Source organism: Flagellimonas sp. MMG031 (assembly GCF_040112705.1).
Classification (GTDB): Bacteria; Bacteroidota; Bacteroidia; order Flavobacteriales; family Flavobacteriaceae; genus Flagellimonas.
The window spans coordinates 1,349,983-1,374,459 of the sequence record NZ_CP157804.1; the positions used below are offsets into that span (position 1 = coordinate 1,349,983).

The 24,477-nt window shown below is 44.2% G+C and carries 23 protein-coding genes and 1 pseudogene; 12 read left to right on the top strand and 12 right to left on the bottom strand.

The features are described from left to right. Positions 1 to 5: 5 nt before the first annotated feature. From ABNE31_RS05985 to murI, 6 genes are all read left to right on the top strand, one after another. Positions 6 to 689: a DUF6089 family protein gene (locus tag ABNE31_RS05985; protein WP_349352721.1), complete on the top strand. Its 684-nt coding sequence runs from the start codon at positions 6 to 8 to the stop codon at positions 687 to 689. Between the two features lies 1 nt (position 690). Continuing rightward, on the top strand, positions 691 to 1,431 hold the full coding sequence (locus tag ABNE31_RS05990; RefSeq protein ID WP_179385286.1) for an isoprenyl transferase: 741 nt from the start codon (positions 691 to 693) through the stop codon (positions 1,429 to 1,431). Beyond that, complete coding sequence (bamA, locus tag ABNE31_RS05995) at positions 1,403 to 4,066, top strand: outer membrane protein assembly factor BamA (protein ID WP_179385285.1); 2,664 nt, start codon at positions 1,403 to 1,405, stop codon at positions 4,064 to 4,066. Before ABNE31_RS05990 ends, bamA begins: the two co-directional genes overlap by 29 nt. Positions 4,067 to 4,164: 98 nt before the next feature. Continuing rightward, entirely contained in the window at positions 4,165 to 4,986 is an 822-nt protein-coding gene (locus tag ABNE31_RS06000) for an OmpH family outer membrane protein (protein WP_293286779.1), read from the top strand. A 49-nt stretch (positions 4,987 to 5,035) separates the two neighbouring features. After that, entirely contained in the window at positions 5,036 to 5,545 is a 510-nt protein-coding gene (locus ABNE31_RS06005; RefSeq protein WP_127141210.1) for an OmpH family outer membrane protein, read from the top strand. 82 nt (positions 5,546 to 5,627) lie between these two features. Then, positions 5,628 to 6,407 carry a glutamate racemase gene (murI, locus tag ABNE31_RS06010; RefSeq protein WP_349352722.1) on the top strand — a complete coding sequence of 260 codons (780 nt, stop codon included), beginning with the start codon at positions 5,628 to 5,630 and terminating at the stop codon, positions 6,405 to 6,407. A 42-nt stretch (positions 6,408 to 6,449) separates the two neighbouring features. On the opposite strand, the gene ABNE31_RS06015 is transcribed toward murI, so the two are convergent. Then, positions 6,450 to 6,941 carry a dihydrofolate reductase gene (locus tag ABNE31_RS06015; RefSeq protein ID WP_349352723.1) on the bottom strand — a complete coding sequence of 164 codons (492 nt, stop codon included), beginning with the start codon at positions 6,939 to 6,941 and terminating at the stop codon, positions 6,450 to 6,452. After that, the gene (locus ABNE31_RS06020) at positions 6,938 to 7,330 is read right to left on the bottom strand and encodes a 2TM domain-containing protein (protein ID WP_349352724.1); all 393 of its coding nucleotides are present in this window, start codon (positions 7,328 to 7,330) and stop codon (positions 6,938 to 6,940) included. Before ABNE31_RS06020 ends, ABNE31_RS06015 begins: the two co-directional genes overlap by 4 nt. A gap of 54 nt (positions 7,331 to 7,384) precedes the next feature. Here ABNE31_RS06020 and ABNE31_RS06025 point away from each other — a divergent pair, with 54 nt between their 5' ends. Beyond that, positions 7,385 to 8,479, top strand: coding sequence for an aminotransferase class V-fold PLP-dependent enzyme (locus ABNE31_RS06025; protein ID WP_349352725.1), 1,095 nt, complete (start codon positions 7,385 to 7,387; stop codon positions 8,477 to 8,479). Between the two features lie 141 nt (positions 8,480 to 8,620). Continuing rightward, entirely contained in the window at positions 8,621 to 8,917 is a 297-nt protein-coding gene (locus ABNE31_RS06030; RefSeq protein ID WP_127141205.1) for an isoamylase early set domain-containing protein, read from the top strand. A 177-nt stretch (positions 8,918 to 9,094) separates the two neighbouring features. Here ABNE31_RS06030 and ABNE31_RS06035 read toward each other — a convergent pair whose 3' ends face one another. From ABNE31_RS06035 to ABNE31_RS06070, 8 genes and pseudogenes are all read right to left on the bottom strand, one after another. After that, the gene (locus ABNE31_RS06035) at positions 9,095 to 9,520 is read right to left on the bottom strand and encodes a Dabb family protein (RefSeq protein ID WP_349352726.1); all 426 of its coding nucleotides are present in this window, start codon (positions 9,518 to 9,520) and stop codon (positions 9,095 to 9,097) included. Positions 9,521 to 9,536: 16 nt separating this feature from the next. After that, positions 9,537 to 10,352, bottom strand: coding sequence for an energy transducer TonB (locus ABNE31_RS06040; RefSeq protein ID WP_349352727.1), 816 nt, complete (start codon positions 10,350 to 10,352; stop codon positions 9,537 to 9,539). A gap of 20 nt (positions 10,353 to 10,372) precedes the next feature. Beyond that, positions 10,373 to 11,197: a thymidylate synthase gene (locus ABNE31_RS06045; RefSeq protein WP_349352728.1), complete on the bottom strand. Its 825-nt coding sequence runs from the start codon at positions 11,195 to 11,197 to the stop codon at positions 10,373 to 10,375. A gap of 244 nt (positions 11,198 to 11,441) precedes the next feature. Further along, on the bottom strand, positions 11,442 to 11,801 hold the full coding sequence (locus ABNE31_RS06050; protein WP_349352729.1) for a four helix bundle protein: 360 nt from the start codon (positions 11,799 to 11,801) through the stop codon (positions 11,442 to 11,444). Between the two features lie 98 nt (positions 11,802 to 11,899). Continuing rightward, the gene (locus ABNE31_RS06055; protein WP_349352730.1) at positions 11,900 to 13,360 is read right to left on the bottom strand and encodes a nucleoside transporter C-terminal domain-containing protein; all 1,461 of its coding nucleotides are present in this window, start codon (positions 13,358 to 13,360) and stop codon (positions 11,900 to 11,902) included. 13 nt (positions 13,361 to 13,373) lie between these two features. Next, positions 13,374 to 14,003: a bifunctional nuclease family protein gene (locus ABNE31_RS06060; RefSeq protein WP_179385274.1), complete on the bottom strand. Its 630-nt coding sequence runs from the start codon at positions 14,001 to 14,003 to the stop codon at positions 13,374 to 13,376. Between the two features lie 89 nt (positions 14,004 to 14,092). Further along, complete coding sequence (locus ABNE31_RS06065; RefSeq protein ID WP_293283312.1) at positions 14,093 to 15,061, bottom strand: electron transfer flavoprotein subunit alpha/FixB family protein; 969 nt, start codon at positions 15,059 to 15,061, stop codon at positions 14,093 to 14,095. A gap of 76 nt (positions 15,062 to 15,137) precedes the next feature. Next, positions 15,138 to 15,883: pseudogene (locus ABNE31_RS06070) on the bottom strand (electron transfer flavoprotein subunit beta/FixA family protein). A 167-nt stretch (positions 15,884 to 16,050) separates the two neighbouring features. Between ABNE31_RS06070 and ABNE31_RS06075 the strand changes: the two are divergent. From ABNE31_RS06075 to ABNE31_RS06090, 4 genes are all read left to right on the top strand, one after another. Beyond that, positions 16,051 to 17,031 carry a pyruvate dehydrogenase complex E1 component subunit beta gene (locus ABNE31_RS06075; protein WP_293286809.1) on the top strand — a complete coding sequence of 327 codons (981 nt, stop codon included), beginning with the start codon at positions 16,051 to 16,053 and terminating at the stop codon, positions 17,029 to 17,031. 158 nt (positions 17,032 to 17,189) lie between these two features. Further along, a complete protein-coding gene (locus ABNE31_RS06080; protein ID WP_349352731.1) occupies positions 17,190 to 19,685 on the top strand; it encodes a DUF5686 family protein in 2,496 nt (831 codons plus the stop codon). Positions 19,686 to 19,761: 76 nt separating this feature from the next. Beyond that, positions 19,762 to 20,289 carry an inorganic diphosphatase gene (locus ABNE31_RS06085; RefSeq protein WP_179385269.1) on the top strand — a complete coding sequence of 176 codons (528 nt, stop codon included), beginning with the start codon at positions 19,762 to 19,764 and terminating at the stop codon, positions 20,287 to 20,289. A 116-nt stretch (positions 20,290 to 20,405) separates the two neighbouring features. Further along, positions 20,406 to 22,808 carry a sodium-translocating pyrophosphatase gene (locus ABNE31_RS06090; protein WP_349352732.1) on the top strand — a complete coding sequence of 801 codons (2,403 nt, stop codon included), beginning with the start codon at positions 20,406 to 20,408 and terminating at the stop codon, positions 22,806 to 22,808. A 92-nt stretch (positions 22,809 to 22,900) separates the two neighbouring features. Here ABNE31_RS06090 and ABNE31_RS06095 read toward each other — a convergent pair whose 3' ends face one another. Further along, positions 22,901 to 23,617: a TonB family protein gene (locus tag ABNE31_RS06095; RefSeq protein ID WP_349352733.1), complete on the bottom strand. Its 717-nt coding sequence runs from the start codon at positions 23,615 to 23,617 to the stop codon at positions 22,901 to 22,903. Between the two features lie 206 nt (positions 23,618 to 23,823). Further along, on the bottom strand, positions 23,824 to 24,441 hold the full coding sequence (locus ABNE31_RS06100) for a deoxynucleoside kinase (protein ID WP_179385266.1): 618 nt from the start codon (positions 24,439 to 24,441) through the stop codon (positions 23,824 to 23,826). Positions 24,442 to 24,477 lie beyond the last annotated feature (36 nt).

The following is a 24,477-nucleotide window of genomic DNA, read 5'->3' on the forward strand; positions in this document are numbered from 1 at the left end:
ATAGTATGCGGATAGTTTTGGCTGTTTTTCTATGCTGTGTGATCAAGGTGAGTTCACAAACCTACGAAATAGGGGTGTTTGCCGGAGGCGCCAACATGATAGGCGATGTGGGAAGGACCAATTATATTCTGCCCTCGGGGCCAGCTTTTGGCGGTATCTTTAAATGGAACAAGGGAAAACGCTATGCATGGCGCGCAAGTGTGCTCTACGGAGAGGTCACTGCCGACGATTCCAAATCGCACATGCCATCGCGCCAACAAAGAGGGTATATGGTGGATAATTCCATTTTGGAGTTCTCCGCAGGATTGGAAATCAACTTTGTGGAATACAACCTCCATAAGCTCGGACCTGCCTTCACGCCTTACTTGTACACCGGTATTACCTACTTCAGATACGATTTTAATTATATTGATGCCCTTCAAATGCAGGATATTAACCAAAAAGAAGGTAGTTTTGCAATTCCAATGACGGTTGGGGCTAAGTATCGTTTAAATCAATTCTTGATTCTTGGTGCCGAAATTGGGGCCAGGTATACGTTCACGGACAATTTGGACGCAAGCAACCCAGAAGGTTCCAATTTTGAGCAATTCCGATTCGGGAATATATTGAGCGACGACTGGTACGTTTTTACAGGTATAACATTGACCTATACCTTTGGACGTAAGCCCTGCCAGGATTGTTTTCAATAAGATGCACACACTAGAGGACGTAGACAAAGAAAGACTGCCGCAGCACGTGGCCATCATTATGGATGGTAATGGAAGATGGGCAAAACAGCGGGGCAAGATCCGTATGTTCGGCCATGAGAACGGTGTGGAGTCCGTTAACCAGACCGTGGAAAGTTGTGCCAAGCTCCAGATTCCTTTTTTGACTCTTTATGCTTTTTCTACCGAAAACTGGAACCGTCCCAAAACCGAAATCGATACCTTGATGAAACTCTTGGTCAACGCCCTTAAAAGGGAGCTCAAGACCTTGAACAAACATAATATTCGATTACGTGCCATTGGGAAAATAGAAACATTGCCCTCCAAGGTGCACAAAGAACTCACCGAGGTAATGCAGAAAACCGAAAACAATTCGGGGATGACGCTCACCCTCGCACTGAGCTATGGCTCACGGGAAGAGATAAAAACAGCGGTTCAAGAGATTGCGACCAAAGTTAAAAATAACATAATTTCCCCCGAAAATATTGATGAAACAGTAATAAATACACATCTTTACGCGCACTTTTTGCCTGATGTAGACCTACTTATACGCACCAGTGGCGAATGTAGGATAAGTAATTTTTTACTTTGGCAGATTGCATACGCCGAATTATATTTTATTGATGTATTTTGGCCCGATTTTAGAGAAAACCATTTGGTAGAGGCCATACTAAGTTACCAAAATAGAGAACGACGATTTGGAAAAACGAGCGAACAACTTAACTAAGGGTATCACAAACTACATACTTTCGGCCCTTTTTATCCCCTTATTCTTATTCACATTTCAGGGTATTGCCCAAGAAACCGACTTCGAGAACGGCAAGCAATACATTCTGGGGGGGCTAACGGTTACCGGACTGCAGAGCTACAATGAGCAAACGGTAAAGAGCTATACCGGTCTTCGTGTAGGGCAGCCCATCAAGGTGCCCGGCGATGAGATCAGTGCAGTGATCAAAAAGTTGTGGAACCTGGACCTCTTCAGCAATGTGGAAATGTACTATACCAAAATCGAGGATGATCGCATCTTTCTGGAACTGAACATTACCGAGCGACCCACTTTGAACAGCGTGACCGTGTACGGCGTCAAAAAGCGTAAAGTGGAGGATATTATCGAAGACACTGACCTGAAAAAAGGGAAAAAAATCACCGAGAGCTTAATTGCCAACACAAAGAACTACCTTCAGAATAAATATAAAAAGCAGGGATACCTTAATGCTAAAGTGAACATCGCCACTTCTGTGGATACCTCGGGAACCAATGTGGAGAACATGGTCATCAATGTGAGCAAGGGCGATAAGGTCAAAATAAGGAAAATCAACTTTGTGGGCAACGAAAAACTGTCCAACAAACGCTTGAGAAAATCACTGAAGAACACCAAGAAGAAGAAGTTTTACCGTTTCTGGAAGAAATCCAAATACATTGCGGCGGACTTTGAGGAAGATTTGGATAACTTGGTCGATACCTATGCCGAACGTGGCTACCGGGATGCAAGGGTGCTTTCGGATACCTTTGTAAAGCTGGATGACAAAAACATTGAGCTTACCATTGAAGTAGAGGAAGGTGATAAGTATTATTTCGGGGATATCGACTTTGTGGGCAACTCCGTGTACACGGATAGACAGTTGAGTCAAGTGCTAGGTATCAAAAAAGGGGATACCTATAATGGTGTTTTGCTCAAGGAACGCATTGCCGACGATTCCGACCCAGATGCAGTGGACCTCACCAACCTTTACCAAAACAATGGATACTTATTTTCGACCATTAACCCGGTTGAGGTTTCTGCGGTCAATGACACCATCGATTTTGAAATACGTATCATTGAAGGTAAAGAAACATTTTTGGATCATGTGACCGTTTCGGGGAATGATAAGACCAACGACCATGTGATTTACAGGGAAATCAGGACGCGTCCCGGTCAAAAATATAGCAAATCCAATATTGTAAGGACCATTCGCGAATTGGGCCAATTGGGATTCTTTGATGCTGAGCAAATTGTACCCGACATCCAAAACCCGAACCCAAATGAAGGTACTGTGGATATCAATTATAGCTTGGTGGAAGCAGGATCTAGTCAAATCGAGCTCCAAGGAGGTTTTGGGGGCGGTGGTTTCATTGGAACCTTGGGACTTTCCTTCAATAACTTTTCTATCAAAAATATCTTTAATAAGGAAGCCTATAAGCCGGTTCCCATGGGTGACGGTCAAACTTTTGCTTTGCGACTGCAGGCCAGTAGGACATTCCGCGTGTACAGTTTGAATTTCTCTGAACCCTGGTTGGGAGGAAAAAAACCCGTTAGGTTCAATTTCTCACTATCACGTACACAACAATTTGCCACCCAGTTCAATCCTAATGGTAGATTTGATATTGACAAGTCTAGGGGATTCGCCATTACAGGAATCACTGCCGGTTTGGCAAAACGGGTACAGTGGCCTGACGATTTCTTTACGTTATCGCACTCTGTGAGCTACCAATTGTACGATTTCAACGATTTTGCTAGTGGACTTTTCAATTTTGGTAACGGAAGTTCCAATGCCTTGACTTATACCTTCGGTTTGTCAAGAAGCTCGCAAGGGCCCAGTAGAATTTTCCCGACCTCAGGTTCCAACTTTGAATTGACGGCCAAGTTTACACCACCCTACTCATTGTTCGGCGGAAAAGATTTTGCAGCCTTAAGGGATGATGTGGACGAGGTCAATCGAAGAATCCGAGAAATTGGTGAACCTGCCAATACCGAAGAGCAATTGGAATTGAATAGGCTTCGGGACAACTTGGAGTTGTTGGAAGAAGAAAGATTTAAACTACTGGAGTACTACAAAATCAAATTTAGAGGAGATTGGTATACTTCTATTGTGGGTAAACTGGTGTTGCGCACCAATGCCGAGTTCGGTTTCTTAGGTGCCTATAACCAAGATATTGGAGATGTACCCTTCGAGCGTTTTTACGTAGGGGGAGATGGTCTCGGAAACTTTACCTTGGACGGTAGGGATGTAGTACAGTTAAGAGGTTACGATAACCAATCCCTTACCCCATATATCACCAACCCGATTACCAATCGATTGGAACAGGAAGGGGGTACCATTTACAACAAATACTCTTTGGAACTTCGCTATCCGCTAACATTGAAACCATCGGCATCCATTTACGCACTGTCATTTTTGGAAGCAGGTAACGCCTTCAACAATTTTAGCAACTATAATCCGTTTGAATTAAAAAGATCTGCCGGAGTGGGGCTACGTATTTTTATGCCGGCATTCGGACTCTTGGGGATTGATTTTGGTTACGGCTTCGATACCGATGCCCGACCAGGATCGGTAGGACCAAGCGGCTGGCAAACGCACTTCATCATCGGGCAGCAGTTTTAATACATGGAAATACGTGTCGTACTAATTGTTAAATAGCTTATTTTTAATTAATTAGTAATTTTGGCACGATATTTTCTATAACAAACGCGGAATCAAAGATGAATACCAAAGTTCTTTTATCAGCAGTAGTTCTAATGACTTCCCTTTACGGGTTCGCCCAGCGTGGTGTCCGTATCGGATATGTGGATATGGAATATATCCTCGAAAATGTGGAAGAGTACAGGGACGCTACCGAACAATTGAATGCCAAAGCACAAAAGTGGAAGCAGGAAATAGAGCTGAAGCAAAGTGTTGTTGAGCAGATGAAGAAAGATTTGATGGCCGAAAAGGTGCTATTGACGGACGAGCTAATTTTGGAGCGAGAAGAGGAAATCCAGTTATTGGAAAAGGAAATGCTCGATTATCAACAAGACCGATTTGGGCCGCAAGGGGATTTGGTGCTGCAAAAGCAGCTTTTGATACAGCCCATACAGGACCAAGTGTTCAATGAAGTACAAAAAATCGGAGCCAATAAAAGATACGATTTTATTTTTGATAAATCCGCAGATGTTGTAATGTTGTACTCCGAAAAAAGGCACGATATCAGTGACTTGGTTTTAAGGGAGATAGGACGCACCAGAAAAATAAGTGCCTCCAATAAAAAACAAGAGCAGCAAAATCGATTGGAGCAGTTCCAAGAAGAGGAAGACGAGATAAGTGACGCCCTTAGGGAACGCCAAGAACAAGCTGCCGAAGCCCTTGAAGAACGGGAAAAAGCTGCGGAGGCAACAAGGGCCCAAAAGCTGCAAGAGCGCGAAGAGCGTAAAAAAGCATACGAAGAACGAAGAAGAAAACTTTTGGAAGAGCGTGAGGCCAAGAGGAAGGAAAAATTGGAAGAACGAAAAAAAGCGCAGGAACAACAAAAGGATTCAATAGGATAGTTTATATTGAAACACTAAATTTAAAGTCAAAAAAGTAACGTTGAGAATCATGAAAAATGTAAAAAGAATTGCGGTAGCCCTCGTATTGTTTGTAGCGGCTACGGGTTTTGTAAATGCACAGAGCAAGGTTGCACACATTAATGTACAGCAACTATTGTCTGAAATGCCGGAGATGAAGGCTGCACAAGCCGAATTGAAGAAATTACAGGAAACCTACAGAGCAGACATCCAAAGCTCCATGACCGAGCTTCAAAACAAGTATACCCAATACCAAAACGAAGCTACTTCCAAAACAAGGGAAGAAAACGAGCAAAGAGCCGTAGAGCTTCAAGGTTTTGAGCAGAACATTCAGGAAGCAGAGCAAGCTGCCATGCAGGAAATGCAGAAAAAGCAGCAGGAACTCTTCGCTCCCATCTCGGAAAAGGCAAAAGCGGCCATCGAAAAAGTAGCTGCTGCACAAGGTTACGACTACGTAATCGATGCCAGCCCAGGATTGGGACTTCTAGTTTCCAAAGGAAAAGACCTTTTGCCAGCAGTAAAGCAGGAACTAGGTTTCTAATTGAGAAGGGACATAAAATAAAAAACCGCTTTTTAAAAGCGGTTTTTTTATGCCGTAAAAAGTGAAGCACCTATTTTTAGGCATGGAAAATCCAATAGGCATTTTTGATTCTGGGGTGGGAGGTACCTCCATTTGGAAGGAGGTCGCCAAAATGTTGCCCCACGAGAGCACCATTTATTTGGCCGATAGTGCCAATGCCCCTTATGGCGAAAAGTCGAAGGAAGAGATTGTAAGGCTCAGTATCAAAAATACCGAGTACTTGCTCAAAAGAAACTGTAAGATCATTGTGGTGGCCTGCAATACCGCCACCACCAACGCTATTGATTACTTACGCTCCCATTACAACGTCCCTTTTATCGGAATTGAACCAGCCATTAAACCGGCTGCATTACAAACCAAAACCAAAAAAGTAGGAGTGTTGGCCACCAAGGGCACCCTTTCCAGTAGTCTGTTCCATAACACTTCCAAACTTTTTGCCGAAGGAATTACCGTATTGGAGCAGGAAGGAAAAGGGTTGGTGGAACTCATTGAGGCCGGTAAAATCGAATCACAGGAAATGAGAACCCTCCTCCTCGAGTTTCTATGGCCCATGCTCAATCAAGATATCGATTGTTTGGTGTTGGGCTGCACCCACTATCCCTATTTGATACCCGTGTTGAAGGAGATACTGCCAGAACACATCAATATCATCGATTCCGGAGAAGCGGTGGCACGGCAGACCAGAGCCGTTTTGGAGCAACACCAACTGCTTTCCAATGCAAAACAGCACCCAGAGCATATCTTTTACAGCAATGCCGATATTGAAGTCCTTAAAACATTGGTAAATACGCCATCAGCAAAGGTTTCCTATCTCGATTTCTAATCCAATCAAACAGTTTTCCCCAAAAAAAGGGAATCTTGACGTTTATTTTCTTTTGTAGGTGAGGTACGTAAAACTGTATTGGTGCCTATCATCCTTTGGATGATGTTCCTCTTTCACCAGTTCCCATTGGTCGGTATCAATTTCAGGGAAAAATGCATCCGCTTCGAACGATCCATGGACCCTTGTCAGTTCAATATCCGTAGCGCGGTCCATGGATTGTTTATAGATTTCCCCTCCACCAATAATAAAAGCAGTTTCATTATCGTCCACCAAAGCAATGGCATCCGCCAAGGAATGTACTATGGTGCATGGAAATTTGGGTTGATAGTCCTCATCACGGGTAATGGCAATGTGCGTGCGGTTGGGCAGTGGCTTTGGGAAACTCTCCAGGGTTTTTCTGCCCATAATTATTTTATGCCCCGAGGTAATCGTTTTAAATCGTTTGAAATCGTCCGGTAAATGCCAGACCAGGTCGTTGTCCTTGCCCAAGGCATTGTTTTCGGCCGCGGCCGCAATAATGACCAATCTCCTCACTGATCTTTTTTTTTATTTATTTTGGAAAGCGGAAAGTCCGTTTCTATTTCCTTTTGGATCTCACCGATGCGTTTTTTCTGAAGGTCGACCAAGCGCTCGCGTTGCTCGCGCTCCCATTGTTGTCCCATAAACTTGCTGGTCACAAACACATTAAAGGCGTGCAGGGCAAACAGGAACGCCCAGAAAAGCACGATCCAAATGGACCAATCATAGGACTCCCCGTACTTGAAGACCTTGTTGGCCAGAATCAGGAAAATGCTACCGATCAAAAAGATGACAAAATGGGAAAACAGCCTTTTCTTTTGTTTGATGCGTTGGTGCGCATGCTCCAAAAGCTCGTGCTGTTCCAAATCTATTTCCGCTTTCTTCTTTTTACCAAATGACAACATGGAATGGCTATCTTTATGAACAAAGATAACCGAATTACAGACAAAATTCCCGACATGCAGAACCTTAGAAAAAAATTCCCCGTGCTCAACCAATGCGTTTATGCCAATACTGCCTCGGCAGGTCTTTTGAGCGAAGACCTGATGGAATGGCGACAGGGGCACGACTTGGATTTCCTGATTGGCGGCAGCGAAATGAAAAACAAAGGGTTTGCACATATGCCAGAAATTAAAAAGACTGTAGGTAGATTTTTTAATTGCAAACCCGAGAACGTGGCCTTGGTTCCCAACTTTAGTTTGGGGTTCAATTTATTGCTCGAAGGCTTACCGAAGGATAAAAAGGTCCTTTTGGTCAATAAAGATTACCCAAGCGTCAACTGGCCCTTTGAGACGCGGAATTTTGAGCGCGATTATTTGGATGCCGATGAACATATGGAAGAAAATATCCACACCAAGGTAAAGAGCGGTAATTTCGACGTTTTGGCGCTCAGTTTGGTGCAATGGGTTAATGGGGTACGAATAGATCTTGAATTTTTAAAAAACCTGAAAAGGGAGTTTCCCAATTTGATCATCATTGCCGATGGCACCCAATTCTGTGGCATGGAACCCTTCGATTTTGAGGATTCCGGAATCGATATTCTGGGTGCGAGTGCCTACAAATGGATGTTGGCCGGCTATGGCAACGGATTCTATTTGGTAAAGGAGGCGGTGATGGACCAGTTTGAATTGCGTGGTATTGGGAACGGTTCTGTGGACAACGATGCCTCCAAGCGAAACAGCATCACCTTCTGCAAATACATGGAGCCCGGCCATTTGGATTCCCTAAATTTCGGAAGTTTGGAATTTGCCGTTACCTTTTTGGACGAGATTGGGCAGGAAAATGTACAGGCGCAATTACAAAAGCTGTCCCAGCATGCGTTGCAGGCGTTCTCCGAACTCGACCTTTTGGAGCCTGCTGTGGTCAAACGCAAGCAACATAGCACCATTTTTAGTGTCAAGGGAGATGAGCAGCTGTTCCAAAAATTGACCAATGAGAATGTGGTGGCCTCACTTCGGGGCGATGGCATCCGGCTAAGCTTTCATTTTTACAATACCGTGGAGGAAATAGATGTTGTGGCAACACTTTTAAAACGTTGGACATCAACCTCGTAATCGGCAAAAAACCAATAGCTAATTTGATAAAAGTAATCATCGGGTTAGCTGGATTTTATCAAATTGATAAATCGATTGTAACTAATTGTAAATAAATGGTTTTATGCATTGCTTTGTACCGGAATTAAAATTTTTGGTACCATGGCAATTAAGAAACAATACCTAAAAAGTAAGCCTGTTTGCAAAGTAACATTTACCGTTCCTGCAGATGAGGCAAAAACAGTTGCAGTAGTCGGGGATTTCAACAAATGGAACCCTAAAAAGAGCACTTTGAAGAAATTAAAGAACGGCACCTTTAAAGGAACGTTCGAACTGCCTGTCGAGAACAGCTACGAGTTCAGATATTTGATCGACGGTGCTTATGAGAACGATGGTGAGGCCGATCGTTTCCAATGGAACGATTATGCCGGAGCCGAGAACGCCGTTCTAGAAGTCTAAAAACACAGTTTCCGCCATTGGTTCGCCCCAAAACCAATGGCGGTTCTTTTTTTTCGAAAACTCTCTTCATCACCCAGAACTTGTTTCAGGATCTCATGAATTTTCGTGTAATCTGGCGATAGGCTGAAACTTATCTTGCGAAGAGGTAAGTTATTTCGGTATGATGTACCAAAACAATCACTTCGCCCAGTAATCCACGACCAGCACATCGGCAATGTGTGGGCCGGCAAGTTCAGTAAAGGCCACATGGTCCGGATGGGTAAGGTAGGTATCGCGGTCCTTTTCACTTTCAAAGGTCAGCAAAAAGCAATGGGTAAGTTCCTTGTTCAGGTTCTCGGGGCTGTTGTTGAGCCCTTTTTCGTAAGCCTTGATTTCTGATATCTTGGACGGCAATGCATCGAAGGCAGCTTCTACCTGGGCTATCTCTTCAGCCGACGAAGTCTCGTTGAATTTAAACAATACCACATGCCTTAATTGGGGTGCTGCGGTTTCTTCTTTAGTTTCCACGGTAATTTCCTGTGTTTCGGTTTTTTCTTTTTTCGGCTGCTCGCCACAACTGGCCAGTAGCAAGGCGGCAAATAGGGTGATAATGGTGGGTTTCATATTGGACGGTTTTATGTTATAGTCGAAAGTGCATTGGAATAGAATAAGGGACTTTTACGGGCTCACCATTGACGGTCCCAGGAGACATATCTGGTAGTAGTTTGATTATTCTCATAGCCTCTTCCTTTAAAATATATTCCCCGCTTAATCTGATGTTTTCAATTTTTCCCTCCCGATTGATGTCAAAAATGATGTAAACCGTTCCAGAAATGCCTTTTTCCCTGGCCAATTTTGGATAATTAAAATTGGTTTTGATGTGATTCTGCATTTTTTCTTGGAAACAGGCTCGGGCCTGCTGCTCGGTCAACGCTTCGCAACCGGGGAACCTTGGAATCTCATGCACCTCTCCACCGGAATAGACATTTTTATTTTTGATATGCTTGTAAGCTATGGTCTCTCCATTTTTATCGATCAAGAAATCAAAAGAAAATGCATGTATTGTGGCAAGTGGCTTTCTGTTTTGGATTTGATCTATATTAATGGTATAAAAAAGATCTTTGAGGTCCTTGTTGTATTTCTTACCCAGTTTTTTGTCCTGAATGGCGACAAAACTTTTTTCAGAAATAATGTCGTTGTTGAGTCCGTATACCAAGCGTGCGCCTACTTTTAAGGTATCTTTATCGTATTTAAGGAATTGTTTTGATCTCTTTTTATCTGTAATAAAGGTTACGACTTGTTCTTTTAAATACTCATAAACGCATTCACTTTTATTGGGATTACTTTCGCATGCCGAAATTATTATCTGTTCTTGGGGAAAGTATTTAAAATCAACTTGCGAAAACACGCTCCCAAAAGTGAGGAAGGTGCATATGATAAAAATAGTTCTCGGCATAGCTAAATAATATCTAAACCTTAGACGGCAACCACCCCCTTAATATGCGGATGTGGGTCATAGTTCAAGAGCTCAAAATCATCAAAGGTAAAATCAAAAATGTCCTTCACCTCAGGGTTCAATTTCATGGTGGGCAAGGGTCGTGGATCACGGCTCAATTGTAGTTCCACCTGCTCCATGTGGTTGTTGTAAATATGGGCATCACCAAAGGTGTGGATAAACTCTCCGGGTTGGTAGCCACATACTTGGGCCATCATTAAGGTAAATAGGGCATAGGATGCAATATTGAACGGAACGCCCAAAAAAATGTCCGCACTGCGTTGATACAATTGACATGAAAGCTTGCCATCGGCCACATAAAATTGGAAAAAAGCATGGCATGGCGGGAGCGCGGCCTTTCCGTTGGCCACATTTTCTGCAAAAGATACCGAAGTGTCCGGTAACACACTGGGATTCCAAGCCGAAACCAACATTCTTCTGCTGTTCGGATTGTTTTTTAAGGTGTCGATCACTTCTTTGATCTGATCGATTTCCTCACTGTTCCAATTGCGCCATTGGTGTCCGTACACGGGCCCTAAATCACCGTTTTCATCGGCCCACTCATTCCAGATGCGCACCCCATTTTCCTGTAAATAGGCAATGTTGGTATCGCCTTTTAAAAACCACAACAATTCATGGATAATGGATTTAAGGTGCAGTTTTTTGGTGGTTACCATGGGAAAGCCCTCGGCAAGGTCGAACCGCATTTGATAGCCAAAAACACTCAAGGTCCCTGTTCCGGTGCGGTCCCCTTTTTGGTTGCCGTGCTCCAATACGTGTTTCAGAAGGTCGTGGTACTGTTTCATGCTGTTTGTTCCGTTACAATGTCATTTCGAGTGGTTTTCCGAGAGCGGAAAATGGTATCGAGAAATCTTTTCCGATTAAATTTAGGCCATCTCGACGCCCCTTTGATTTCGCTCAGGGCAATAGCTCTGATGTGACAAAAAATCAATCCCTCGAAATTAATCCAATAGGTAGATTCTTGAAACAGAAATGGGCAAGACTTATAAAGAGTTTATTAACTGGGCAGAAGGGATATGGGTGAAAGGGTCAATGGTTTGATTTGATATGTTTGATGAGTGCTACGATTTTCCTTTGTAAGACTTGAATTTCTCCAATAATCCTTTGCACTATTTCGGGAGAAAGAAATTCCAAATCTTCACATAAAATAAAGTGTGTTTCCAATTCGTAGGCGGACCCAAGGCTAATTTGAAGGAACCGGATAAAATCCTTCTCTGAATCTTTTCCACAACCTTCGGCAATATTCGCTGGAATGGATATGGCACTTCTTTGAATTTGAGCAATCAATCCAAATCTTTCGGAATCAGGTAATAAATGGGTGAGTTTGTAAACTTCTTTCACTAAAATTCGGCCATCTTTCCAGACGGTCAACTCTCGAAAATTTCTCATAATTTGATAGTTTTAAAATTCCGAGGTTGAATTTTATGTTCTGATTTTTAAAAAAGACCATTAGCCTTTTACCCTTTACCCTTTATCCTAGTACCTGCCTACCCCAAAATCATCCCAGCAATGGTGGCGGATAATAGGGATGCCAAGGAGCCGCCCAAAACAGCTTTCATCCCAAAGGAAGACAGTACTTTTCGCTGGCCGGGCGCCAAGGAACCAATACCGCCAATTTGGATACCGATGGAGGCAAAGTTGGCAAAACCACAGAGCATGTAAGTAGCCATGATCACGGATTTGTTGTAAGTAAAGTGTACCCCGCTGGAAACATTTTTAAGGTCTGCCAGCTGAATGTATCCCACAAACTCACTTGCTGCCAATTTTATCCCGAGCAGCTGTCCCATCAGCATTATATCCTCGTTGGCTACGCCAATGAGCCACATTAGTGGAGCGAAAACCGTTCCTAGAATGGACTCCAAGGAAAATTCTGAGTATGGCGAATTGGCCGCAATCCAGCTGTTGAAAGTGGTGAAATCACCGATCCACCCCAAAATACCATTGATCATGGCAATGAACGCTACGAACACCAAAAGCATGGCCCCAACATTCAAGGCGAGTTTTAACCCTTCGGTAGTTCCGTTGGCAATGGCATCCAAGATGTTGTCCCCAATTTTTTCAGAGGATACCTCTACATCGGTATTGACTTCTTCGGTCTGGGGATACAATATTTTTGAAATAACGATGGCTCCGGGGGCTGCCATTACAGATGCGGCCAACAGATGCTTGGCAAAGACAAGGCGCAACTCTGGGTCGTCCCCACCCAAAAATCCAATGTATGCGGCCAAAACGGCTCCTGCTACGGTAGCCATACCACCTATCATCACCAATAGGATTTCGGATTTGTTCATTTTTTCCAGATAGGCCTTGATGAGCAATGGGGCTTCGGTCTGGCCCAAAAAGATATTCCCGGCTACCGAAAGACTTTCAGCTCCCGATATGCCCAAACTTTTGGAAAGCAGCCAGGCCATCCATCTTACCACCACTTGGATCACGCCCAAATAGTATAGAACGGAGGTCAAGGCAGAGAAAAATATGATGGTAGGCAGTACCTGAAAGGCAAATATGTATCCAAAAGTATCCATATCGACCACCAATCCTTCAAAGAGGAACTGACTACCCGCCCGGGTAAACTCCAAAATATTTACAAAGAGGTTTCCGACTTGATCAAAGATGTATTGCACAAAAGGGACCTTGAGTACCCCTATGGCAATCAAAACTTGTAATGAGAGACCTATTCCAACAGTCTTCCATTTAATCGCTTTTCGATTGGAGCTGAACAGGAAGGATATCAAAATAAGCACCGCCATACCCAAGGCACCACGCAAAAGTGTGTTTAGGGTAAAACCTTGGTTGGGAACAATCTGGGATGTTTCCTCAACGGGAATATCCTGGGTGATAGTAGTACCGATGGCAAGGTTAAGTGAATCTGCGGGCAGTGTATTTTGGCCAAAAGCGACCGAACATAGGAATAACAGTAACAGTAAACTTTGGGTCTTCTTCGCCATGTAGGGTGATTGTTTATTTACGCTTGGAAATTTCATCCCTTAACTTGGCGGCTTTTTCGTAGTCTTCGCTTGCAACGGCCTTGTCCAATTCGGCATGTAGTTCTTGAAGGGACATTTCGCGGTATCCATGGGTATCTGCGCCTGATTCTATCTCAACGGCCTCACCTTCTTGAAGGATCTCGTCCACCATGATGCTGTCATCCTCGTCCTCTTCTTTTTCTTTGGAAGAGAATTTAAGGAAGATGCCTGCTTTGTCCAAAATGGTTTTGTAGGTAAAAATCGGAGCATTGAAGCGTAGGGCAAGGGCAATGGCATCGCTGGTGCGCGCATCGATGATTTCCTCATCATTGTCACGCTCACAGATAATGCTGGAATAGAACACCCCGTCCACCAGTTTGTGGATAATGACCTGTTTGACCACAATCTTGAACCGGTCCGCAAAGTTTTTGAAAAGATCGTGCGTTAAGGGTCTGGGCGGTTTGATTTCCTTTTCCAATGCTATGGCAATGGATTGGGCCTCAAAAGCACCTATGACAATGGGAAGTTTACGGTCGCCCTCCTCTTCATTTAAAATAAGGGCATACGCGCCATTTTGCGTTTGGCTGTAGGATATTCCCTTTATTTTTAATCGTACTAAACTCATATATCTCCTCCTAAAGCAAAAGGGCTGTTCAAATAAGCGGCTTAGCCAGTTATCCGAACAGCCCCTTGCAATGGGCAAATTAACAAAATTTAAGCGTTTTGGGCTTTAAATTCTTTTAATTTTTCGATGAGTTCCGGTACTACCTCAAAGGCATCCCCAACAATTCCGTAGTCGGCCGCCTTAAAGAAAGGTGCTTCTGGGTCGTTATTAATGACCACTTTAACCTTGGAAGCGTTGATTCCTGCCAAATGCTGTATGGCCCCGGAGATTCCTATGGCAATATAAAGGTTACTGGCAACCGGCTTTCCGGTTTGTCCTACGTGCTCGCTGTGTGGGCGCCATCCCATATCGGAAACAGGTTTGGAGCAGGCAGTTGCCGCTCCCAAAACGTCGGCCAGTTCTTCCACCATGTTCCAGTTTTCAGGACCTTTGAGTCCACGTCCACCAGAAACCACAATGTCGGCATCGGCAATGGTCGCTTTTCCGACTACGCGGTCCACTTCCACCGATTTGACCGTAAAGGCATTGTCGTCCAAAGAGGGAGCAAAATCCTCTACGGAAGCGGATGTGCTGTTTTCCATTACACCAAAGGCATTGCTGGAAACCCCGATAATCTTTACATCGGATGATATTTCTGTCATGGCAAATCCTTTGTTACTGAAGGCGGTCCGCTTCACTACAAAAGGAGAAGTGCTCTCGGGCGCAGCAACCACATTGGGCACATAGCCACCGGACAATTTGGCCGTAAGGATAGGTGCCAAAAACTTGCTGTCCGCACTGGAACTCAACACAATTACCTTAGCATCGGCGGCTTTGGCGGCCTGTGCCAACACCTCGGCATAAGCTTTGGCATTAAAGGTGGTCAAAGAGTCATCCGAAACCTTTAGCACCTTGGAAACCCCATAGGTTCCCAAAGAGGCATCATCCTCTGCATTGAAGGTCACCGCAGTAACGGTAGTGCCCATATCTTGGGCCACTTTGTACGCATAGGAGGCCACTTCGAAGGCATTTTTCTTGAATTTTCCCTTTAAGGATTCTGTATATACTAATACTGACATATTTTTTTAAATTTCAATTTTTCAAATCCCAAATTCCAAATGCTGGTATTTGGTGGTTTGAATTTGAGTTTTGATTTTAAATCACTTTCGCTTCGTTGTGCAATAGTTCTACCAATTCGCCAACGTTTCCTGCATCGACCAGCTTAACTGGCCCCTTGGCTGCGGGTTTTTCGAATTTTTGGTCTTGCGTGGGTTGTGCGGCATCAACGGGCTCAACTACGGTCAACGCTTTTTTGCGCGCCATCATAATACCTCTCATGTTGGGAATGCGGAGGTCGCTTTCCTCTACCAATCCTTTTTGGCCCCCAATGACCAATGGAAGTGTAGTGCTAATCTTTTCTTTTCCACCATCAATCTCGCGAACTGCGGTAGCTGTATTGCCATCAATGTCTAGGCTGATGCACGTATTTACAAAGTTCATGTCCAATAAAGTGGCCAAAATGCCGGGACCATACCACCGTTATAGTCGATGGATTCCCTTCCGGCGATGATCAGATCGTACTCCCCTTTTTTGACGACTTCGGCCAGTTGTTGTGCCACAAAAAAGCCGTCGGTAGGTTCGGCATTCACACGAATGGCCTCATCGGCCCCAATGGCCAGCGCCTTTCTTATGGTTGGTTCGGTCTGGGGACCGCCCACAGTGACCACATGAACGGCCGCACCTTGTTTTTCCTTGAACCACATAGCGCGGGTAAGGCCAAATTCATCATTGGGATTAATCACAAATTGAACCCCGTTTGTGTCAAACTTGGTATCGCCTTCCGTAAAGTTGATTTTGGAAGTGGTATCCGGTACGTTGCTTATGCAAACTAAGATCTTCATATATACTTTAGGTTTTGGTCCCCAAATATAATTATAAAATCCGAAATTTATTATGCATGCATAATAAATTTTGTTCTTTTTTTGGATTTTGTCCCGGTAAGTTTCGGCTAGTTTTTCCTATTTTTGCTTGCGTTTTTAAGCAGACTATAACTATTTAGTACGATTCAATGAAAACATTACAGTTTAGGGAGGCGATAGCGGAGGCTATGTCCGAAGAAATGCGAAGGGATGATACCATTTATTTGATGGGCGAGGAGGTAGCCGAGTACAACGGTGCTTATAAGGCTTCCAAAGGGATGCTGGATGAGTTCGGCCCAGAGCGCGTTATCGATACCCCAATTTCGGAGCTTGGTTTTGCCGGTATCGGCGTAGGCTCTGCCATGAACGGAAACAGACCGATCATCGAATTTATGACCTTCAATTTCTCCTTGGTGGGGATTGATCAAATTATAAACAATGCTGCCAAGATCCGTCAGATGTCGGGCGGGCAGTTCAATTGTCCAATCGTTTTTAGGGGCCCTACGGCTTCTGCGGGACAGTTGGCCGCAACCCACTCCCAGGCATTTGAGAGTTGGTTTGCCAACACCCCTGGCCTAAAGGTGGTGGTTCCTTCGAACCCAGCCGATGCCAAGGGATTGTTGAAATCCGCTATCCGTGACGATGACCCCGTGATTTTTATGGAATCGGAACAGATGTATGGTGACAAAGGTGAAGTGCCCGAAGGGGAATACACCATTCCATTGGGAGTTGCGGACATTAAAAGGGAAGGAACCGATGTGACTATCGTATCCTTCGGAAAAATAATCAAAGAGGCCTACAAAGCTGCCGAAGAATTGGAGAAGGAGGGCATCAGTTGTGAGATCATCGATTTGCGCACGGTCCGTCCGATGGATCATGAAACCATACTTGCTTCCGTTAAGAAAACCAATAGAATGGTCATTTTGGAAGAGGCTTGGCCTTTTGGCAACGTGGCCACCGAAATCATCTACCATGTTCAGGACAAGGCTTTCGATTATTTGGATGCTCCAATCGTTAAATTGAACACCGCAGATACACCTGCACCTTATTCTCCAGTACTTTTGGCCGAGTGGTTGCCCAACCATGAAGATGTTATCAAGGCTGTTAAGAAAGTGTTATATAAGCTTTAGAATCATATTTGTACGGTATATTAGCCCTGTCAACTTTGTTGACGGGGCTTTTTTTTAGGGAATATTGTTTTGATTACAAATTAGTTTGAACCAAATTTGACCTAAAGTTGGATGAGACAAACCTATGTCGCTTACCATCATGTCCCTTATTCTTGTCTATGAAAAGAATCCTTTCCGCTTTTTTTCTACTATTTATTACCTGCCTTAGCGCACAGACCAAAATCGAAGGTGTGGTTACGGATGAGACCGGTGAACCCATTGCGTTTGCCAATATTATTTTTGTGAACTCTTCCGAAGGTACCATCACCAACGACAATGGACGCTTTTATTTGGAGTCTGATGAGACCTACGATACCATCAAAGTATCTTTTATAGGGTATGAAACCAAAGAAGTGGTTTTGGAGCAGAAGATAAACTACGGAATGGAAATCATACTGGTGGAATCTGCAGAACAGCTTCAGGAAGTAGTGATCTATACCGGGAAACAATCCAAAAAGAACAACCCTGCCATCGATATTTTACGGAAAATTTGGGCGAAAAAACGAGAGAACGGGGTGCGTAAGTTCAACCAATACCAATATGATAAGTACGAAAAAATAGAGTTCGACCTCAATACTATCGATAGTGCACTGATTAAGAGCAAATTGTTCAAGGGACTGGAGTTTATGTTCGAGGATTTGGATACCTCTCGAATCACGGGAAAAACATATCTGCCCATCTTTTTGAATGAAACCTTTTCCAAAGTATACGGTGACAATCTCATGGAACGAGAGAAGGAAGATGTACTGGGGAACAAAAATTCGGGTTTTAGCGGCAATCAGGCCATTACCGCTTTTGTGGAAGACCTCTATTCCGATTATAACATCTATGACAACTACCTTAAATTTTTCGACAAGAGTTTTACGAGTCCCTTGTCCAAAACGGGAATTGATGTCTACAATTATGTCCTTTCGGATAGTACCTTCATCGATAATAAATGGTGCTATAACATCATCTATTATCCCAGAAGAAAGAACGAGCTCACCTTTAAAGGGGACTTTTGGGTGAACGATACCACCTTTGCCATCAAAAAAATCAATATGCAGGTCACCAAAAGTGCCAACATTAACTGGGTGAAGGAGATTTATATTGAACAGGATTTTGAGGTGGTGAGCGATTCCGTCTTTTTGCTGAAGCGGGATTATATGCTGAGCGATTTTAGCTTTTCCAAAAAGGAAGAGTCCAGAGGGGTGTACGGAAAACGTACCACTGTTTTTGACAATTATACTTTTAATAATCCCCGTCCCGAAGCATTTTATAAGGCGGTTGCCGACCCCTACGGCCCGAGGGTATTCTCGCAGGACAGTGTTTTTTGGCAAAATGCGCGCTTGGAAAGTCTCAACGACGATGAATCGGGAATCTTTAAGCTATTGGATACCCTTAAGACCGTACCCAAGTTCCGCACCTATTACGACATTGTGAGCATTTTGGGGTCGGGCTATGTCGAAATCGATAAGTGGAACCTCGATATTGGTGACATTTACAGCACCTTTGGTTACAACGATGCCGAAGGTATCCGTTTGCGTGCAGGAGCCCGTACCTATTTTGGTCAGAATGATCTCTGGCGTTTGGAAGGTTATATGGCCTACGGCTTCAATGATAAAAAGTTCAAACACGGATTTTCGGGCAAGTTTCTGTTGGACCGTAAAAATCGTTTGATTGTTTCAGGGGGCAATCGCAGGGATATTGAACAATTGGGCCTTAGCTTGACCAGTACCAATGATGTATTGGGTCGCAGCATTGCCTCGTCCTCATTGGTTACAGTGGGTGCCAACGACCGTTTGACCAACATTAACCTTTTCACCCTCAATGTAGAGATGGAACCCGTAAAAAATTTCAGGATCAATGTTGGGGGATCGTTCCGAACGCTTAGTTCTGCACTGCCGGAAGCATTCAGTCTGGATTACATTGACCTGGATTCGCCAACCGGAATTTCTTCGGAGGTAAGACAGTTCGACCTGAATACGACCTTGATCTATACTCCGGGAAAGCGCACCATTGGCTATGGCGTGGAGCGATCGGACATCAACGACAATTATAGTACCCTTGTGCTCAAATACACCAAAGGTGTGGATGGTTTTCTGGAAAGCGATTTTGACTACGAAAAAGTACAGTTTTCGTATCAGCAACCTTGGCAACTCGGAGGTCTGGGTAGGCTGACGAGCAGCGTGGAGCTGGGCAAAACCTTTGGTGAGGTGCCTTTGTCCCTTTTGAGCGTGGTACCCGGTAACCAAACCCTGTTTTCGCTGTATAATACATTCCCCAACCTCGATTTTTATGAATTTGTGACGGATACCTATGCCACTGTGCACTTGGAGCATAATTTTAATGGAAGGTTGTTCTCAAGGATTCCTTTGCTCCGCAAACTCAATCTAAGGGAGATTGTGGGGCTAAGAGGAGCTTGGGGCCAATTGTCGGAAGCGAATATTGCTTTGAGCGCACCCACCAATATTCCATTGATCGCACCGGACGACCAGATTTACTGGGAATACTCCTTCGGGGTAGGGAACATCTTCAAAATACTTCGTATCGACTTCAATTTTAGGGGGAATTATCTCGATAATCCAGATGCAAGGGCTTTCGGGATCACGGGATCTTTCGGATTTAGCTTTTAATCAACAGGAAACCCATGATTTATGGGGTCTATTCCAGTTGTAGTGGTTATTTTTGCACCACAAATTATTTATTGACATGGCAAAGAAACCACGTGTTACCTTCGATGTACTGGTAGAAATACCCAAAGGAAGCAGAAATAAGTACGAATACGATTTTACCCTCAACAAAATTAGATTTGACAGGACCCTATTCTCCTCAATGATGTACCCCGGGGACTACGGGTTTATTCCAGAGACCCTGGCCTTGGATGGCGACCCGCTTGACGTTTTGGTACTTTGTACCGAACCTACCTATCCTATGGTGGTGGTGGAAGTAAAACCCGTTGGCGTTTTCCACATGACCGATGAGAAAGGTCCCGACGAAAAAATTATTTGCGTTCCCGTTTCCGACCCCATCTGGAGCAAAAGGGACGATATCAGCGAACTGAACCCACATCGATTGAAAGAGATCGAACACTTTTTCCAAGTGTACAAGGATTTGGAAGAGAAGAAAGTAGATACCGGTGGATGGGGAGACGTTAACGAAGCCGTTCAAATCTACCACGAATGTGTAAAGCGCTACGAAGAAAGCGACCACAAAAAAAGACGGGCCTACACCATATAGATTGCCTAAATATAACTTTAAAAAAATGCGCTTTTAATAATCAAAGGCGCATTTTTTTTATTACTTCGTATTTTACTACATTAGCGAGCATTAAAAAATTCTAAATGATCTAACCTATGGATTTAATCGTAAAATTTTTGCCCGTATTTGGTGTCTTGGCCCTTCTGTATGTATTCATCAAGAACGTATGGATTTCCAAACAAGAGGTCGGGGACGAAAAAATGGCAAGGATTGCCAAGAACATTGCTGACGGAGCAATGTCATTCTTAAAGGCCGAATATAAAATACTAAGCATTTTCGTGCTTTGTGTGGCCGTGTTGCTTTACTTTAAAGGGAGTAACGAAGCCGGTTCCAATGGAATGGTAGCCATTTCCTTCGTAGTCGGTGCCATATGTTCAGCCTTGGCTGGATTCATTGGTATGAGGGTAGCTACCAAGGCCAACGTAAGGACTACCAATGCTGCTAGGACTTCTTTGGGCAAAGCCCTCGAAGTAGCCTTCGCCGGAGGTGCCGTAATGGGACTTGGCGTTGTGGGACTTGGCGTGTTGGGCTTGAGCGGGCTTTTTATGATCTATAGCGGACAAGGCTGGGAGATTGGCGAAGTGCTGAATGTACTTTCTGGTTTCTCCCTTGGAGCTTCATCCATAGCCCTTTTTGCGCGTGTAGGTGGTGGTATTTACACCAAAGCTGCCGATGTGGGGGCTGATTTGGTTGGAAAGGTTGAAGCTGGAATTCCAGAGGATCACCCGTTGAACCCCGCAACCATTGCAGATAACGTTGGGGACAACGTTGGAGATGTTGCCGGTATGGGAGCCGACCTTTTTGAATCTTATGTAGGTTCTATCATCGGTACCATGGTTTTGGGTGCTGTTTTTGCAGGATTGCCCGAATTTCAGGCTGCTTTTGATGGTCTTGGTGCCGTGTATTTGCCTTTGGCATTGGCCGCAGTGGGAATCATCATGTCCATTATCGGAACCTTCTTTGTTCGGGTGAAGGATGGCGGAAATCCGCAGACTGCACTGAATATCGGTGAATTTGGTTCTGCGGGCCTTATGTTGGTCGCTTCCTACTTTATAATCAATGCTATGCTACCAGAAACATGGGTTGAAGGTGGAAAAGAGTTCACTTCCATGGGCGTTTTCTGGGCGACCATTGCAGGTCTTGTGGCCGGATTGTTAGTAGGAAAAGTAACTGAATATTATACCGGAACAGGAACTAAACCTGTGAACTCCATTGTACGTCAATCCGAAACAGGCTCAGCTACAAATATTATTGCTGGACTTGGTGTGGGAATGATGTCCACCGCCATACCTATTATATTGATTGCAGCCGCTATCTTGGTATCACACTACTTCGCTGGATTGTATGGTATTGCCATCGCAGCAGTAGGAATGTTGGCGAACACTGGAATCCAGTTGGCTGTTGATGCCTACGGACCCATTTCAGATAACGCAGGAGGTATTGCCGAAATGGCCGAACTTCCTGGAGAGGTTCGTGATAGAACGGATAAATTGGATGCCGTTGGAAATACTACTGCAGCAATTGGAAAAGGTTTTGCGATTGCATCTGCCGCATTAACGGCATTGGCCCTTTTCGCCGCCTTTATGAAAACTGCAGGTGTACAGTCCATCGATGTGTCCAGACCCGATATTATGGCTGGATTGTTGATCGGGGGAATGCTTCCCTTCGTATTCTCGGCCCTTTCCATGAACGCGGTGGGAAGAGCTGCCATGTCCATGATCGAGGAAGTACGCCGACAATTTAAGGATATTCCTGAATTGAAAGCAGCTTTGGAAATCATGCGTAAGTACGATACCGATCTTTCCAAGGCGAGCAAGGAAGACAGAGCGATTTTTGAAGCTGCCGATGGCAAAGCAGAATATGAAAAATGTGTTGAGATTTCTACGCAGGCATCCATCAAAGAAATGGTATTGCCCGGATTGTTGGCAATTGCCGTGCCCGTAGCGGTAGGATTTATCGGAGGAGCGGAGATGCTTGGAGGCTTGTTGGCCGGTGTAACCACAGCAGGTGTTTTGATGGCCATCTTCCAATCGAACGCAGGTGGAGCATGGGACAACGCCAAAAAAACCATTGAAAGTGAAGGACGAAAAGGTAGCGATGCCCACAAGGCAGCCGTTGTTGGGGATACTGTAGGTGACCCTTTCAAAGATACTTCAGGTCCTTCCTTGAACATTCTACTTAAATTAATGTCTGTTGTGGCACTGGTCATTGCCCCTAGTTTGGTAAGTCTTTCCCCAGCAGACGAAGTAAGCATGTTGAAGGAAGATGGTACCATGATTACCATTACCGAAGAGGGAATGAAAGAATCCAAGATGGTAGAAAAGCAAATCCGTGTGGAGGTAAGCAATACCGCTGACGGAGGTTACAAAGCAGTGGTTACCTCAAGTTCCAATGTAGATGGAGAGTTGGTGGAAGAAACCAAGGAGTTTACCGCCGATACCAAAGAAGCATTGGATAAACAAATTGAAGCGTATAAGAGTGCCGAGGCAAAGGATTAGCTCGCGCTTTACCGCAAAGCTGGAAAAACCACGCCATTGGCGTGGTTTTTTTAGTTTACGTAGTTTCTCTTAATGGCTGAACGCCAAAAGTTTTAGTTTAATTTGAAGGTGATGGGAATGGAGTAGGGCACCTTTACCGGTGTACCTCTTTGTTTTCCGGGCTGTAGCTTCGGTAGTTTGGAGATGATACGTGCCGCTTCCTTTTCCAAACTTTCATGTGGACCTCGAAGTCTAATGTCACCAATACTTCCATCCTTCTGTACCGTAAAGATGACATTTACACGCCCCTCCAGTCCCATCTCCTGTGCGACTTCAGGATATCGGAAGTTCTTGCGAATGTGCTTGAGCATTTGTTCCTGAAAGCATTCTCTTTTCTCCTTTTCGGTGCTTTCGTTTTCGCAGCCCGGAAAAATAGGGGCATTTTCAATTAGGATAAAGGGAATCTCATCTGGAATATCATCCTCCGCTACTTCAATGGATTCCACATCAGAAATTTCCGTGTCTTGGTCTACGTCGGTCGCCTCAATAACCGTCTCTTCCACTTTTTCATCATCCTCTGCAATTTCGATTTTGGGAGGACTTTGGATTTTGGGCTGTGGAGGGTCGGGAAGTTTCAACTTCAAGAAAGGGGTTTCCTCGATCAAGTCTTCATTCACTTTTACGGCCCCCACGTCCCAGGTATCCTCTGAGTAATAGGTTTTCCAGTTCAATGCCAAATAGGCCATTAAAAGTACAAATGTCATCCCCATAAAAAAGTAGAGCATGCTGTTTCGCTTAACATCAAGGTGCGGATTTTTTTTCGGTTCCATAATTTTCAAAGTTTTTGGCCATAGGCCTAGTTAATAGCAGTGGGTGTATCCCAAGCCTAAACTAGTTTGAAAAATGACGGAAGTAAATCAGGAATGAGTCAACGGTACATTTGAATGAGGGAAACAGGGCACACCAGCCTGAAAACGGAGCTCAAACTCAAAGTTGTTGCAATTTGTAAAGGTGTTACGCTGGTATCTAAGGTAGCTTACTCGAACAAACCGTGGATTTCTCCATCGATACGATTGATGACTTCGCCCAAATCTTCAGGATTATCTACAAAATTGATGTTGTCCACATCAAAAATGAGCAACTTTCCTTTTTGATAGGTGTTTACCCAAGCTTCGTAGCGCTCGTTCAAACGGCTTAGGTAATCAATGGAAATAGAGTTCTCGTACTCACGTCCGCGTTTATGAATCTGGTTCACCAAATTGGGAATGGTACTACGCAGGTAAATCAAAAGATCGGGCGGCTGGACCAAACTTTCCATCAACTCAAAAAGTCCTTTGTAATTTTCATAATCCCTGTTGGTCATCAATCCCATGGCATGCAGGTTGGGAGCAAAAATATGGGCATCCTCGTAAATGGTCCTGTCTTGGATAACGCTTTTGCCGCTTTCCCTGATCTTTAGGATTTGGCGGTACCTGCTGTTCAAAAAGTAAATCTGAAGGTTAAAGCTCCAGCGCTCCATTTGGGTGTAAAAGTCATCCAGGTAAGGGTTGTCCACCACATCCTCAAAATGGGCCTCCCACTTGTAATGTTTTGCAAGTAAATTGGTCAACGTAGTCTTTCCGGCCCCGATGTTGCCTGCCACAGCAATATGCATACGATGTGAATGTTTTGTTGTTGGTGTCTAGGAAAA